A 13,965-nucleotide genomic window follows, 5' to 3' on the forward strand; every position below is an offset into this window, starting at 1 on the left:
TTTTTGGGTCCGGTACGGATTTCTATCTCTTCAATATTTTGTTTCGTTAGTTTTTCTTCTTTCCAGAAAGAAGCTCAAATTATGTATGGGGAACTACGGGATCGAGAGGTTAAGGGCTTCCTCTCAATCGAAGGGGTTGTATCACTTTTGGGTTTATGTGAAAAGCAGACGTGGAAATTCCATATTCTTTTTCTGGAAACCAGCGGCGTTTCTGTGTCCTCCGCCGCCGTATTGCTGAGCAATTTCGGCACAATCAGGCGAGTCAGGATTTCCTGAATCTGACCTCAAGCTGAATACCACCGTATCTTCCACAGCCTGCCACATGATAGCAATATCATATTCAGGTTTCTTATAGATTAACTCTCCAAGCTCGGAGATACTCCCGGTAGTGTTCACAAGCCTGGCTCTCCAGTTATGGAAAGTGCAATCTACCCCACGTTCGAATGCTTTCTGAAGCTTGTAACTTTGAGATTCCAGGAGTAATTCGCCGATAGATATCATTTTATCTACAGTATCCTCGCATTCGGAACCGGAACCAAGGAGGACATTCCATGCCGAATCATCAGGGGTTTTCACCATCAGGCTGAAGCCGGCGTTGAAAGCCCTGGTCTCATCGTATTCAAACCTCCACATGTCTTTGTCCCCTATATAGGCAACAGCCGGAGGGGGTGTGAGAGTTTCAGGATGGGCGTACTCCCATGTAAGTACACAGGCTGCCTTTTCAACGGACCTGATTCCCGGGATATTGCCCGAATTCCATAGGTCCGGAAATTTCTCGATAGCGGTCTTATGATGATCTATCCATGTCAGTTTAGGCCCGCAAACCTTTACGAATTCATCCATTTTATCGCTTGTAAAATCAAGAAGCCATACTTTTTCAGCTGCCTTTATTTCTTCGTCATTCCACGACTCTTTGCCGTAATTTATAGCAACAAACTTTATGGCAAATTCATTCCTGTCATAGCAATTTCCAGCGACAGCTGCTGCACAGCACCCGTCATTATCGTCATGATAATAAATTAAAATAGTGCGTTTATCATCAGTCATTTCCTGTTCTCCTTTACTCTATAGAATCTCCTGTGAGTTAAACCAGTCGTCCAAAACTACTTTCAAGACAAACCCACAATCTCACCCTTATCAGGGACATGCTATGCTCCAGAGCCCCAGATAAATGGTTTTGTTAGGAAAATCACAGAACCGGTGTTTACGCCTTCTTTCTTCGATATTGGAAAACTCTGTTTTGGAAATATTGAATCAAGTGACAACCTATTTAAATTACAATATTTTTAAATATCTTAGAATATATAATTATCATGGGAGCCGAAAAGGGAACAAAACGGAGTAAAAACGGGGAAACACCAAACCCTCTTTCAGGCTCGATACTGGATTTTATGAAAAATTCTCTGGAATAGAGGTAACATAATGAAGGGAAGCGACAAAATGAAAGAGTTTTGCAACATCTGTGGGCGGGAACTGCTGGAAGACGTACTGGTCGTCGATACCAGCCAGGAAATGAAACCAATAAAATTCAAGGACGTTCACGGGGATAAGTCCGATCTGATATGTATCGAATGTGCAGCTAATTCGATTGAGAATCCCCCCTTCTTATGTTCGAGATGTGGGCAGCCAGTAGAATTCGGGGAGCACTTCTATATATTGAAGGTAGGAACCACAAAACCCGGGGGCCCGAAGGTGGACTCTGAAGAAGCATGCCCTGAAGATAAATACATCTGCATCAGATGTTATGATGAGTTCATGAACCTTGAAGAGGAAATAGAAAGAGACTGAATGGAAAGCCGTGTCTCTATACCCTGTTCCTGCTCTGCCTTCAATCAATCCCCTGGCAGAAATCAGGACATGTGGCTGAGATAATAACTGATATGTGGAAGAAACAGAACTGATTTTTCAGTTCTGTTCATAATTTGCTCTTATTTTCTCTTTTTTATTCGGGGCTGCTTTCGCAGATCGGAGGTGCTGAGGCTCTTTAGGGGGCTGGAAGGTCTGGCTTGGCTGGGGACTGCACTTACAGAAAGTGTCCGTGTTGAGCTTGACGTGTATTGCCCGGATATGAAGAGGCTTTACTTTGTGGATCCTGGAGGAAAAGAAAATTTTTGCTAAAATTTACTTTTTTGAAAAACAAGTGTAAAAAATGATTGAGTTTAAAAAAGAGTCATTATTTATAATTCAAAGCCTTTTAATAAAACAAGGCTTTGAACTGATAGATTTAAGCCTCGGGCGGGATTTGAACCCGCGACCTCGTCCTTACCAAGGACGCGCTATACCCCTAAGCCACCAAGGCACTGTTGCTGTAAGAGCATCTCCAAAATATCATACTATAGATATAAAGGTTTCGACTGGTAGGGGCTGAAAATGAAAAAAATCTGTCTACTGTTGTAAAATCTGTGAAAATCCGCATAAAAAATGGGGGGACTGGCAGGGTAAATTGCCCGTCTCCTTGAAAAATCTTTTCCGGTATTCCCATGGTTTCAGAGTTTCCACCGTTCGTCTATGGGGAAGCGCTCGTTGATCCACATGAGGACGTGGTTGTTGTGGACGATTTTGTACGAGCGGGAAAGGACGGGTATTCCTTCGAAGGTGGGTTCGCCTTCCAGGATTTCGAGTTCTCCCATATCCCTCCTGGTTTCGAGGTTGTGGCTGCGCAGGATGCGGCCGATGGGGATGTCTGCGCGCATAAGCTGGTCCCGCATGGTCTGAGGCATGCGTTCCAGGGGGGAAAGAGACCTTGCGTGGACGAAGACAGTCTCTCCGGCATAGAGCCTGACAGTCCTGTTGTTGACCTCACTGCCTTCTTCTACCCCCAGGAGGGCAGCCATCTCCCGGTCCGCGCGGACTATATACTGGGCTTCGGTTTTTACAGTCACAGGTTTCCGGGCCATTATCTCAAGGAGAAAGGTCACTGAACCGTCGGTCCCGCAACAGACCCGGAGGCAGGTGGGAATCTCCAGGCTCTTCAGTTTTTCCAGAAAATCGGCGTCCAAAAGAGATACCTCTGAGTGGGCAAAAAATGGAATGAATAATTGTAATCGGAAAAGTGCTTAAGGGAGAATTACTCCTCGCCTACTTCTTTTTTCGCCTGTTTCAGGCGCTCTTTTGCCGTGTACCCGGTAGCCTTTAAGAGAAAGTCCCGGTAGGCCTTGTTGGTCTGCAGGATCGTTTCGTCATCCTTCACAGTTGCATCGGAAACCGTTTCCACACAGAGCATTTTGTTCTCGATCCAGACCGTTATCTTTGACATTGCCCCGAAGGTTGTCTCAAAATGGTCTCCGTTCCGGGAGATTTCCACCGGGAAGCTTTCCTGCATTACCGAGTAGATCCTTTCACTTTCAGGTTTAAAACCGCGTTTTAACTTGTACTGCTGCATGGCTTATCCTCTTATAAGATATTTTCATCTCAGATAAAGTTTGCTTAGAGCCTGAGCCCGAATTCCCTACCCGGGGGTGAAGAGTCAGGGCAGGGCTTTACTTCCCTTTTCATCCTGTTTTTCCCATTATATCCTGTTTTTCAAAGTTACTATTGAAATAATTATAAATATTCATCTCCCCCTCTTCATAATATTGGAATTTTAATTTAAGAATTGAACTATATAATGGAATGCAAACTTAAAAAGTATCCTGTAATTGAACAAAAAAGCGGAGATCTTGAATCGAAAGGAGGAAAAGGATATGGTAAAACTTCCTGCAGATGTAAAAGAAGCGCTTGCAAACCAGCAGGTCGCCTCTCTGGTGACAGCAGACAAAAATGGGGTTCCGAATGTTGCTCTCATGGGTTTTGTAAAGGCCAGGGACGATGAAACTCTTATTATGGCAAACGTATTCTGGAAAAAGACCGAGGCCAACCTGAAGGAAAACCCAAAAGCTGCAATCAGTGTCTACATGCCCCCTATGAAAGCCTACCAGCTCAAGGGCAGTGTTGAACTAGTCAGTGAAGGGCCCTTAATGGACGAGGTTCTCGAATGGGTTGCCTCAAAGATGGCAAACCTGAAACCAAAAGGTGCAGCCCTCCTCCATGTGGAGGAGATCTACAGCGCAAGCCCGGGCCCGAGTGCCGGGGAAAGAATAGCATAAAATAAGGTCCTTTTTACTGAAGCTGTTTTACAGGCCTCCCCTCCGGAAGGTTTTTCTATTTTTTTCATCTATTTGTAATGGTGGTATTTTCGCCTCTTATTCTTAAGGGTTCAAAACCATCGATCAGTTCCGGGCAAGATCTTAATATCTTTCTTATGTAGAAGACTGTTCCCCTAAATATTCCTGAACATCCCCTGAGCTGGAATTGATAGGTAATGTGAACGTGAAAGTGCTGCCTTCTCCTATTTCACTTTCAACCCATATTGCTCCTCCATGAAGCTCTACGAACTTCTTTACAAGGGCAAGCCCAAGGCCGGATCCCTGATATTTGCGTGAAGCAGCAGAATCTATTTGCGTAAAAGGCTGAAATAGTCTTTTCTGGTCCTCTTTTGAAATCCCTATACCTGTATCCTTTAAAGAGAACTCTGCCAGGTCTCCTTTAAATGAAGCCTTAATACTTACTGTCCCATCCTCCGGTGTGAACTTGATCGCATTGCTAATCAGGTTGTAGAGGATCTCCTTGAATTTCTCCCTATCCACATGAATTACCGGAAGCTGAGGGTCAATAATTTTTTTGAGGTTTATGTTCTTTTTTGCTGCCAGAGGGCGAAGTGTTGTCATGACCTCAGCGACCGATTCAGGCACCGATATGTCTCCGTATCGAAGTTCCATCTTTCCTGCTTCGACCCTGGAAAGGTCAAGGATGTCGTTGATAAGAGTCAGCAGGTGTTTCCCGCTTGCCGATATATTGCCAACGTATTTTCTCTGCTTATCATTCAGTGAGTCGGGCCATTCGAGCAGAAAGTCCGAATATCCGATAATCGAGTTCAGAGGGGTCCTCAGTTCGTGGCTCATGTTGGCAAGGAACTTGGATTTTGTGCTGTTTGCTTCTTCTGCATCCAGTTTTGCTTTCAGCATCATCTCCTCTGCGAACTTCTGCTCGGTTACGTCTATCCCCAGGCCTCCGTACAATGTTGTCCTCTCGTCAAGATTGATGGGAAACCTTATAGTCCGGTAGAAAAGTTCTTTTCCTTCCAGGTCCACAACAGATTCGGTCTTTGTGCTGGCACTTTTTTTTTCGGTTTCCGCAACTCTGGTCCTCTCATCTGTCCGGAAGTGCTCTTTCAGATATTTATTTGTGTATATAACATGTCCACTGTCATCTTTAATATAAGCAGTAGCCGGCAGGTAATCCATAAAGGTGGAAAACAATTTTTTGTTCTCTTTTAGTTTTTGGGAGTATTTTTCAAGTTCCCTGTTCTTTTTTTCCAGTTCTTCGGCGTATTTCTGGAGTTCCTTTCGGCTTTTCTCGGAAGCTTCGATCCATTCCCTGAAGGCAAGGCCATAAGCTATCATCATTTCCATCAGGGGGGTTGAGAGAATGCGGGAGTATTCGACGAGTTTCAGGTCCGGATAATCCTCCGCCAGGCGGGAGATTGCTTCTTCATGGATCTCTGCGATGTCCTCCGGAGGTATGTTTTCCAGAACCATCTCCCGCCCAAGGTCCTCTATTTCAAACAGGTACCTTTCGTCCGGGTCCTCAAAATAATCCTTGAGAAGCTCGTAATATTTTTGTTTGAAGGTTTGAAGTGGCATAGGGAAGGTCACCGTTTTTGGTATATCACAATGGTTGCATCGTCTGTTACTTTTGCATGATCCTCAAGTATCCGGTTTGCCAGTTTTTGCACATTCCTGCAGAGGAATTCTTCATAGCCGGAAATATCAAGGTGCTCTGAGATGCCATCCGTCCACATGAGTACCAGGTCGTCATGTGCCAGATCTACAGTATTTGTATGCAATTTCCTGTACCCTCCACCAATGATGCCCCAGTCGCTACTTAATTTGGTTTTTTTTCTACCTTTAACCATCACACTGACATTTCCTATTCCCCCGTGAGTCAGTGTGGAGTTATTTTTATCAATGATGGCAATGCTCATTGCCACTCCCCTGGTATGCCTGATTGCTTTATCACATCTTGAAAATATCTGGGGCAGTGGTTCACAGAGATTACGTGATATATAATCTATAGCCGCTTTTGCAGCTTTTTCGGCTTCTATTCCGTGGCCGAGGCCGTCAGCCAGACAGAGTGTGATACGCTCATCATTTTCCCACCAGCCGTACTGGTCTCCGCAGTGGGGGTCGTTGTAGAAAGAACGAGTTGCAGTACCTATGTTCATGTTTTTCCATCCCTGTTATATCCTGATGCCTGCGCGTATCCACTTTTAGCTTGATTTCTGCCTCTTGCCTCTGATATTTGACAGCTTTCCCCATGGTCCGGAAATCCGGCAGAAATCGATAATTCATCTTGAGGGATATGATTTTGACTGATAAAGTAAAATATTAAATCTGGGTTTTTCCCGGAACTTACATTCCGTACTCCGAGTTTTTTTAAAGAAAGGTTCAGTAATGCGGACTGAAATCCAATTACTGGAATACTAGCCCTTATTCTCGATTTTTGATGCAACATCAATATTATTTATTTGCGTGTCTTCTGATTTCCATGGTGATTTTCGTATATCCGGGTTCGGATGCGATATCAAAATTATTTACAAGCCTTTTGGCGCCCGGAAGGCCTGCACCAAGCCCATTTCCAGTAGTAAACCCGTCTTCCATCGCCTGATCTATATTCGTAATTCCGGGGCCGTTGTCTTCGACGACCACCCTGAGAACCATTTCTCTTTCGTCCTGTTCATCAATGAGGGTACAGGTCCCTTCCCCTGCATACTTCAGGACGTTCCTGGCCAGTTCAGAGATGGCTGTGGCCATGCGAGTCTGGTCTGCAGAGCCAAATCCCATCTCCCTCATCATTTCTCTTGCCGCCTGCCTTGCAAACAGGAGATCACTCTCGGTCTGAAGGGGGATCCTCTTACTCACCTTTTTCACTTCCTATTAAAATGAGTATTTTATCAAATCCCTTGTCGAGGTTAAGTGCCGTTTGCACGCCGATAAGTTCCCGCCCCATTTCAACAAGGGTAAGAGCGACCATAGGCTGCATGCCGCAGAGGACGACTTCAGTCCCCATAATTCGTGCCATATTCGCGGTTTCATTAATCACTCTTGCCATGAACGAATCTACAATATCCAGACCTGTTATGTCAATAAGGACACCCTTTGCTTCGGTTTTTTCCAGCATGTTCAGCATCCGGGACTGGTACTCAAGTACCTCGTTGTCCGTCAGGTCTCCCTGAAGCGATGACAGCAGAATGCCCTTCAATTTCAATATCGGAATCATTTGCCTTATCCCTCATAAGAAACGACTTTCTTTCCAATGAAATTTAGGGCTTTTGAGATCCCGGTTTTCAGGGAACCGCAGGTAATGATATTATTAAGGTCCACTCCGAGTGTGACCAGGGTTTGTGCTACGTCAGGGCTAAAACCGGTTAGAATCGTCTCTGCACCGAGCATTTTAGCTGCATTCACAGTCTTGATTATATGTTTTGCCACAGCGGTGTCAACTAAAGGTACTCCGCTCAGGTCAAGAATTGCCACTTCTGCTTCATTTTCCACGATGGAATTGAGGAGGTTTTCGATAATCTGCTGTGCTCGCATTGTATCGACGATTCCTACGAGGGGGAGTAGCAAAACCCCGTCCCATATTTTGATTACGGGTGTGGAAAGCTCCAGTATTGTCTGGGTCTGGGTTCGAAGTTCATTTTCCATCTTCACACTGTGGCTGATGTCAACAATGTATTCGAGTCCCCCAATGATGTTTCCTTTCTTGTCTTTTAATGGGCTTGAAGTAATCTCTACGGGAATCGTTTTTCCATAGCACTTCATTTCATTGCGGGCGGTAATTTTTGTATTCTCATCCATTGCCTTTCTGGCTACACATTTTTTTGTGTTGCATAATGTTGTTTCAATAACATCATAACATTTTTTGCCTTCGATCTCTTCCCATTCTTTCCCCAGCCAGTCGCAACCAGCAGCGTTGATAAAAACAATGTTAAAATCTTTGTCCACAGCCATTACAGGAGTTGGAATAGCCTGTTTCAGATCAATTCCCATTATCTCATCTTTAACCGTAGTACTCATTATATCACTCTATTTGACCGGAGTTTTGTACCATCCTGATGAATGACAATTCACGGCTACGTTTTATTGGTCAGGTCCGCACGATAATCAGGCTTCATTTTTTTGTCTGTAATTACCCAATTCTATATATTATTTCTTTATACAAATGATTTCTATACTATCAAAAATTAAAATTTCTAACCCTGGTCATGGCAACCCAGCTCAAGAAATCAACAATAAATTCTTCATCAAGTTTGTTGGGCAATGAGGGGCTACTCCTAATCTGGGAAACAACATAAATATGATCAAACTTATCAATAATCCAGTGAATTTCATTAAAAAGCCGGATGTTCAAAAGTAATTGATACCCTATAATCCTAACACAAAGAGAAGGTGACCAAAGATGCATAAAACGCTCAATCTTGACGAGTTAATTGCCAAAAAACAGGCAGAGAAAGAGAAAAAGAGCGCCGATGAGGGGGCGGAAATAGAAGAGCTCTTCGATCTGATTATCCCGCCCGGAACTCTCGTATCCGTTATCTACGACCTCGTGGAGGAATTCGAGCTTGAACCCGTAAAAAGAAAGATATTTGTGGGCGTTGCAAATAGTGAGGAAAGGGAACTCCTGGCCCTGCGCGGCCCTCTGGAAAAGGTCCAGGCAGCTGAAAAGTTCCTCTATAAGGAAATGAAGGCCTGGGTCGATGAATAATTATTCAATCTTAATAATAATCCTATATAAATAATAATTCGATTGAATAATAGTTGGACCAGAATAATAGTTGGACCAGAATAATAATTCGATCTTAGTAATAATCCGATTGAATAATCGTTGAGCCAGAATAATTTTGACCCGTAAATTTTCCGGATAAAAGGCTACAGCAAAAAAACAGGCGGGAGAGTCCCGTTACTCGGAACCGATGCCTGTGATGCTGTCCTTTGAAAAGTCAAAAACAGTGGTCCTGCCAGTTTTATCGTATATGTCGAGCTTTGAGCCTTCTTCGATTTTTCCGATCACAGAGGCTGTTAGCCCTGCCTTTTCAAAGACCTTTACACATTCTTCTGCATTTTCTGCGGATGCGGTGAAGACGTAGCCTGTGCCGGGGTGAACTTTCAGCCACTGCTCGAAGTCCACACCTTCGGGCCTGGGGACTTTTTCCAGGTCCACGGAGGCTCCGACCTTGCTCGTTTCGCAGAGCATCCCCAGGGTCCCTACGAGGCCAGGGTTGCTGATGTCTTTGCCTGCAGTTGCAAGTTTTCGTTTTGCTATCTCCTGGGTCACCAGGTAGCGCTCCCTGACCACGGAAGGCTCCTTATAGGAGGTCGTGTCCCAGCTGTAAGGGGAGTTCGGGCCGATCTTCCCGTCCATGTCGTAAGCGGCAATTACCAGGTCTCCCGGACTTGCGGTGTCGCTCCGGATCACGCAGTCCTTTTTTGCGATCCCGATGATTGCAACGGAAAGGGAGTTATAATTAGTATCCGGGTGAAGGTGCCCTCCAACTACGGGGACCCCGAATTTCCGGACCCCTTCAGCCAGGCCTTCCATCAGTTCCCTGCAGGCTCCCGGGGAGTTTGCAGAGGCGATGTCCACCATGGCAAGGGGTCTTCCTCCCATGGCAGCGATGTCGTTTACGTTCACCACCACAGCCCCGTAGCCCGCCCACCAGGGGCTGGCGTCAAGCAGCCTTCCCCAGATGCCGTCGGCTGCAAAGAGGATTACGTCTTCTCCTCCTATGTCGATTACCGCCGCATCGTCCCCGAAGTCCACGATGGCATCTTTGTACTCCGGGCGGACGGTCTCAAAGATGGAGACGATGTCTTCTATCGGTTTCTTGCGGGTTACCCCTTCGAAATTTCTTATCCTTTCTGCAAGCTCTTCCAGGTCCAAACAAAAGCTTCCTGTTGTTTTTATTAGAGTAAAATGCAATGTATAAGTTTTAGCTCAAGTTTATAAGCGTGATTGCCCCAGGCCTCGTCGTCGGCTTCCTTTTTGGAAATCCCGGTACGGGGTTTCGGACAGTACGTATTTCCGGTCATCCTTTATCTGTTTTTCTTATCTGTTCCGGGGAAAAGAAGCGACAGCTTTTTATGAAATTATTATGTCCTAATATGTCGGTTTAATATATCTATACATATATAAAAATACCTAAACTACGAAAAATGGAGTGAAAAACATGGTAGCAAAGATTGATGCAGACTCCTGCACAGGCTGCGGAAGCTGTGTGGACGAATGCCCTGCAGCTGCAATCACCCTTAACGATGAAGACATTGCAGTTGTAGATGAAGACGAATGCCTTGACTGCGGCGCATGCGAAGATGCCTGCCCGAACGGGGCAATCACCGTCGAGTAAAGTCCTTAGAAAAGGTCTGAGAAGCGGAGTTCTTTGACTCCGCTTTTTTGGCCCCGGGCTTTTGATCTCTTTTCCTTTCCGGGGCAGGATTGATTGCTTTTTTACTTCTTGTCGAGTCTTTTCCCCTGAGCTTTCAATGTTTTTCTTCCCTGAGTTCTCAGAGCTATTCTTTTACACTTCAAGACTCTCAGATTTTTTCTTTTACACTTCCGGGGTTCCTTTCAGTCTTTCCCTTCTTCTGTTCCGTTTTTAGCCAGGTTTTCTTTTGCTTTTTCCATATCTTCTTTTGTATGGATCTTTATGAGCTCCCTGCGCTTTTCACTCATCTGGGACATGTCCTGGGAAAGGAGACCGTAGGCGTCGGACCTGCACTGCCTGCAGTGGCGCATCTGCATGACATAGGGTTCGCAGGCTTCCTGGGCAGCTTTTCTTTCCTCTGCTGTGGGCGGTTCAAGGTCTGCAAAGGCTCCCTGGTTGATAAGGGGCATGATATTCATGATGTAAACCCCGAGTTCGTTGAGTTTTCTGGCGATCTCAACCACATGTTTGTCGTTTATGCCCGGGACAAGCACGGTATTTACCTTTACAACTATTCCCGCGTCCACGGCTGCCTTGATGCCTGCAAGCTGGTTCTTTATCTGGATTTCAGCGGCTTCTACGCCTCTGTAGACCTTCCCGTGGTAGACGATGTGGTCTACGATTTTTGCCTGGATTTCAGGGTCGATTGCGTTTACCGTAACTGTCAGGGTGGATACGCCAACGCGGAGCATGTCCTGGAGTTTTTCGGGAAGCATAAGCCCGTTTGTGCTCATGCAGAGGGTTATGTCCGGAAACTCCTTCCGGATAAGTTCAAAGGTATCAAAGGACTCATCATTTGCCAGGGGATCTCCCGGGCCTGCAATTGCAACGACTTTGATAAAAGGATAGTCTGCCAGGACCTGCCTGGTCTTTTCAAGGGATTCCTGCGGAGTGAGAACCTTACTTGTGACTCCGGGCCGGCTCTCATTAACGCAATCAAATTCCCTTACGCAGAAATTACACTGGATGTTGCACCTCGGAGCCACAGCCAGATGAATCCGCCCGAATTTGTGCTGGGCTTTCTTGTCATAGCAGGGGTGTTCTGCTATTTTTCTCCTGAGCTCTTCGTTAAGTTCGAGGCCGTTACCGGTGTCATTTATGGGATTATTTTCTTCTGACAAGTGTGTTCTCCTCCTTTCGGAGCTTAAAAGTAAAGCAAAGTCTCAGTAGAGGGTTATTTTAAAAAGTCTGAAGCAACTTATAATGCAGCCCCTTGAAATACATTGTGGAATTGTTTTAAATCCTAAACATATTTTACTGATTCTTTAAAATCTTAAACTGATATTCGTGCCGAAAACACCGGAAAATAAAATATCTCTCATTATATAAATAAAAGTGTAATATTTAATAAGTTTGCCCGTGAATCCCTTCCCTTTACAAAAAAGTGGAAATTTAAACCGTGAAACCTGCTAATTAAACCGTGAATCCTGCTAAAACAGCATGTTTCATTCAGAAATTATCCATCTCGCACCACTTACCTTCCCCTTCCCAGACCCTGACCTTCAGGGGAAAACCAAACTTTTCCAGGAGGCGGGCGTGGATATTCTGACAGAGGTATTCCGAACTCGGGAACTCTATGAGGTCGTTTAAGAGCCTGTGGTCGTATTCCTGCAGAGTTTCCTTTATTCCTTTTTTCAGGTCGTAGAAGTCGATTACCATTCCGTTTTCCAGGACTTCGCCTTCGACGACGACTTCGATTTTGTAGGTATGTCCGTGCACCCTTCCGCATTTTCCGTGTCCCGGAAGGTAGTGGGCGCTGTCAATGTAGTCAATAACTCCCAATCTCATTTTTGTCATTATAAATACCCCTTTTTATTACAGCACTTTTTTGTCATTTGTCATTTGTCATTTGTCATTTGTCATTTGTAATTATTGTCATTATAAACAACCCCACATCCTGTGGGTCTGGGGGATGATGCGCGTGTCTATCAGTTCGAGCATAGTGTTTTGCAGTTTGATGAGGGCCTGTACGGAGGCCTGTGTATCCGTCTGCATTTGTGAGGGCACGGGTGCCTGAGCAATCCCCGGAGCAGGCTTTACGCTTCCAGTGATAGTTTCCGGCTGGAGGATGACACAGGAAACGTAAGCAGCAACAGCTTCTGCGGCTAAAAGTACGGTTTCGGGTTTTGTATCCCTGCTTACCACGATTTTGCAAAAGCAGTCCCTTGAAGTGTTTTTCTTCAGGACCCTGAAGCACTCTATCGTATTTTCTATATGGGCTTCCCTGGCTTCGGGGCTTATCTGCCGGAGGGCTTCCGGGAGCTTGAAGTCCCCTGCCACATACGCGACCTTTTCCCTTACTTTCCGGGCCTGATCCGGCAGGGTCATGTTGGATTCAAGGTAAAGGGGCGCGGATAGGTCCAGCTTTTCTATAAAATCTGCGTGCAGGAGAGGTTCTCCTCCGGTAAGGGACACAGAATGGAGCTTTGTAAATGGCCGGAGCATCGCTTCAAGCCGGCAGGTGCTGATAAGGTTCGGGACTTCTTCAAAGTTCCCGCTGCCTTCAACCTTCTCATAATCACAGGCGCCGGAATCGGCATGGTCCGTATCGCAGTATTTGCATTTCAGGTTGCAGCCGGAAAAACGGACGAAAGCCTGCCTTGCTCCAACGTAAGGGCCTTCCCCCTGCACCGAGCAGAAGACCTCCCGGATAGGAGCGCTTACAGGAGCATTTATAGGAGCGCTTACAGGAGCATTTATAGGAGCGCTTACAGGAGCATTTATAGGAGCGTTTACAGGAGCATTTACAGATGTTAGGTCACGCATTGTCAGGTCATGCACTGTTATGTCGGGCATTTACACAACTCCCAGGGGGCGGGATTTTCTCAGGTCCTTTTCGATGTCCTCGAATTCCCTTACGTAGCGGGCCCCTATTTCCTGCATGAGGCGAGAAACATTTTCTTCGTCCCCGAGCCCTGCCTCTTCCAGGTTTCCGTACACGTCGTGGGAAACGTTAATCCCGAAATGGGCCTTCTGGGAGACCGCCGAGGTGCTGGCAATGGATACCGTCAGTTTTTTTCCTTTCAGGAAGAGGTCATCCCCCTCCCGTGTGGTTTGCACCCCGACGTCCGCAAGGTATTCCCTGACGATTGCGGTAAAGAGGCGCTGGCGCGCATAAACCAGTTTCAGGTCCGTGGAGTCAAAGTGTTCGATGATAAAACTCACCATATCTTCGGACCAGATGGACTCGTTTTCCCTCCTGTCTTCCAGGTCGATCATATGCTCGATTTTGACATCGCAGGAGCCCCTGAACACGACAATTGAGTCTTCCTGCACCCCGAAGCTGTTGTAAGCCCAGAGGGAGGAGATCTGGCTCCCGTCGTAGTCGAATTTTTCGGGTAAGACAATGCACTTCATGTTAATTTCCCTTCAATATTTCCGGGTCTGTCTTTTTACCGGCAACGTTTTCCTGTTTTGCCCTTTCCTGTTTTATCCTTTTTCAG

General features: G+C 45.8%; 19 protein-coding genes and 1 tRNA gene. 5 read left to right on the top strand and 15 right to left on the bottom strand.

Annotated elements, in window-relative coordinates; translation table 11 throughout:
* Positions 1-153: 153 nt before the first annotated feature.
* Complete coding sequence (locus tag FTO70_RS01445) at positions 154-1,047, bottom strand: DHH family phosphoesterase (RefSeq protein ID WP_255333912.1); 894 nt, start codon at positions 1,045-1,047, stop codon at positions 154-156.
* A 375-nt stretch (positions 1,048-1,422) separates the two neighbouring features.
* Between FTO70_RS01445 and FTO70_RS01450 the strand changes: the two genes are divergently transcribed.
* On the top strand, positions 1,423-1,788 hold the full coding sequence (locus tag FTO70_RS01450) for a hypothetical protein (protein ID WP_255333913.1): 366 nt from the start codon (positions 1,423-1,425) through the stop codon (positions 1,786-1,788).
* Between the two features lie 439 nt (positions 1,789-2,227).
* Here the strand turns inward: FTO70_RS01450 and FTO70_RS01455 are convergent.
* The 3 genes from FTO70_RS01455 to FTO70_RS01465 all read right to left on the bottom strand — a co-directional run bounded on the left by FTO70_RS01455 (position 2,228) and on the right by FTO70_RS01465 (position 3,382).
* Positions 2,228-2,299, bottom strand: a tRNA-Thr gene (locus FTO70_RS01455).
* Positions 2,300-2,486: 187 nt separating this feature from the next.
* On the bottom strand, positions 2,487-2,999 hold the full coding sequence (locus tag FTO70_RS01460) for a chorismate pyruvate-lyase family protein (RefSeq protein WP_255333914.1): 513 nt from the start codon (positions 2,997-2,999) through the stop codon (positions 2,487-2,489).
* A gap of 68 nt (positions 3,000-3,067) precedes the next feature.
* The gene (locus FTO70_RS01465; RefSeq protein ID WP_255333915.1) at positions 3,068-3,382 is read right to left on the bottom strand and encodes a DUF5611 family protein; all 315 of its coding nucleotides are present in this window, start codon (positions 3,380-3,382) and stop codon (positions 3,068-3,070) included.
* A gap of 301 nt (positions 3,383-3,683) precedes the next feature.
* Here FTO70_RS01465 and FTO70_RS01470 point away from each other — a divergent pair, with 301 nt between their 5' ends.
* Positions 3,684-4,085, top strand: a complete 402-nt coding sequence (locus FTO70_RS01470; RefSeq protein ID WP_255333916.1) for a pyridoxamine 5'-phosphate oxidase family protein — start codon at positions 3,684-3,686, stop codon at positions 4,083-4,085.
* A 153-nt stretch (positions 4,086-4,238) separates the two neighbouring features.
* On the opposite strand, the gene FTO70_RS01475 is transcribed toward FTO70_RS01470, so the two are convergent.
* From FTO70_RS01475 to FTO70_RS01500, 6 genes are read right to left on the bottom strand one after another with little or no spacing between them, the layout of a single operon-like run.
* Complete coding sequence (locus FTO70_RS01475; protein ID WP_255333917.1) at positions 4,239-5,681, bottom strand: ATP-binding protein; 1,443 nt, start codon at positions 5,679-5,681, stop codon at positions 4,239-4,241.
* An 8-nt stretch (positions 5,682-5,689) separates the two neighbouring features.
* Positions 5,690-6,262 carry a SpoIIE family protein phosphatase gene (locus FTO70_RS01480; RefSeq protein ID WP_255333918.1) on the bottom strand — a complete coding sequence of 191 codons (573 nt, stop codon included), beginning with the start codon at positions 6,260-6,262 and terminating at the stop codon, positions 5,690-5,692.
* On the bottom strand, positions 6,259-6,549 hold the full coding sequence (locus tag FTO70_RS01485; RefSeq protein ID WP_255333919.1) for a hypothetical protein: 291 nt from the start codon (positions 6,547-6,549) through the stop codon (positions 6,259-6,261). The genes FTO70_RS01480 and FTO70_RS01485 overlap by 4 nt, the downstream gene beginning before the upstream one ends.
* Before the next feature lie 8 nt (positions 6,550-6,557).
* Positions 6,558-6,959 carry an anti-sigma regulatory factor gene (locus FTO70_RS01490; RefSeq protein ID WP_255333920.1) on the bottom strand — a complete coding sequence of 134 codons (402 nt, stop codon included), beginning with the start codon at positions 6,957-6,959 and terminating at the stop codon, positions 6,558-6,560.
* Positions 6,952-7,317 (bottom strand): STAS domain-containing protein, encoded by a 366-nt coding sequence (locus FTO70_RS01495; RefSeq protein WP_255333921.1) that lies wholly within the window; start codon positions 7,315-7,317, stop codon positions 6,952-6,954. Before FTO70_RS01495 ends, FTO70_RS01490 begins: the two co-directional genes overlap by 8 nt.
* Positions 7,318-7,322: 5 nt before the next feature.
* Positions 7,323-8,117 (bottom strand): PAS domain-containing protein, encoded by a 795-nt coding sequence (locus FTO70_RS01500; protein ID WP_255333922.1) that lies wholly within the window; start codon positions 8,115-8,117, stop codon positions 7,323-7,325.
* Positions 8,118-8,499: 382 nt separating this feature from the next.
* Between FTO70_RS01500 and FTO70_RS01505 the strand changes: the two genes are divergently transcribed.
* Complete coding sequence (locus tag FTO70_RS01505; RefSeq protein WP_255333923.1) at positions 8,500-8,805, top strand: hypothetical protein; 306 nt, start codon at positions 8,500-8,502, stop codon at positions 8,803-8,805.
* A 195-nt stretch (positions 8,806-9,000) separates the two neighbouring features.
* Here FTO70_RS01505 and FTO70_RS01510 read toward each other — a convergent pair whose 3' ends face one another.
* Positions 9,001-9,981, bottom strand: coding sequence for a methanogenesis marker 2 protein (locus FTO70_RS01510; protein ID WP_255333924.1), 981 nt, complete (start codon positions 9,979-9,981; stop codon positions 9,001-9,003).
* 286 nt (positions 9,982-10,267) lie between these two features.
* On the opposite strand from FTO70_RS01510, the gene FTO70_RS01515 reads away from it, so the two are divergent.
* Complete coding sequence (locus FTO70_RS01515) at positions 10,268-10,444, top strand: 4Fe-4S binding protein (RefSeq protein WP_255334033.1); 177 nt, start codon at positions 10,268-10,270, stop codon at positions 10,442-10,444.
* 221 nt (positions 10,445-10,665) lie between these two features.
* Here FTO70_RS01515 and nifB read toward each other — a convergent pair whose 3' ends face one another.
* The 3 genes from nifB to FTO70_RS01530 all read right to left on the bottom strand — a co-directional run bounded on the left by nifB (position 10,666) and on the right by FTO70_RS01530 (position 13,288).
* Positions 10,666-11,643 (bottom strand): nitrogenase cofactor biosynthesis protein NifB, encoded by a 978-nt coding sequence (gene nifB / locus FTO70_RS01520; protein WP_255333925.1) that lies wholly within the window; start codon positions 11,641-11,643, stop codon positions 10,666-10,668.
* A gap of 328 nt (positions 11,644-11,971) precedes the next feature.
* On the bottom strand, positions 11,972-12,319 hold the full coding sequence (queD, locus tag FTO70_RS01525) for a 6-carboxytetrahydropterin synthase QueD (protein WP_255333926.1): 348 nt from the start codon (positions 12,317-12,319) through the stop codon (positions 11,972-11,974).
* A gap of 81 nt (positions 12,320-12,400) precedes the next feature.
* Positions 12,401-13,288: a 7-carboxy-7-deazaguanine synthase QueE gene (locus tag FTO70_RS01530; protein WP_369694311.1), complete on the bottom strand. Its 888-nt coding sequence runs from the start codon at positions 13,286-13,288 to the stop codon at positions 12,401-12,403.
* Between FTO70_RS01530 and FTO70_RS17995 the strand changes: the two genes are divergently transcribed.
* The gene (locus FTO70_RS17995) at positions 13,197-13,385 is read left to right on the top strand and encodes a hypothetical protein (RefSeq protein ID WP_369694312.1); all 189 of its coding nucleotides are present in this window, start codon (positions 13,197-13,199) and stop codon (positions 13,383-13,385) included. The genes FTO70_RS01530 and FTO70_RS17995 overlap by 92 nt on opposite strands.
* Here the strand turns inward: FTO70_RS17995 and FTO70_RS01535 are convergent.
* Complete coding sequence (locus FTO70_RS01535; RefSeq protein ID WP_255333928.1) at positions 13,319-13,879, bottom strand: DUF366 family protein; 561 nt, start codon at positions 13,877-13,879, stop codon at positions 13,319-13,321. The genes FTO70_RS17995 and FTO70_RS01535 overlap by 67 nt on opposite strands.
* Between the last annotated feature and the right edge of the window lie 86 nt (positions 13,880-13,965).

Origin of the sequence: Methanosarcina sp. KYL-1 (assembly GCF_024372725.1) — an archaeon.
Taxonomy (GTDB): Archaea; Halobacteriota; Methanosarcinia; order Methanosarcinales; family Methanosarcinaceae; genus Methanosarcina.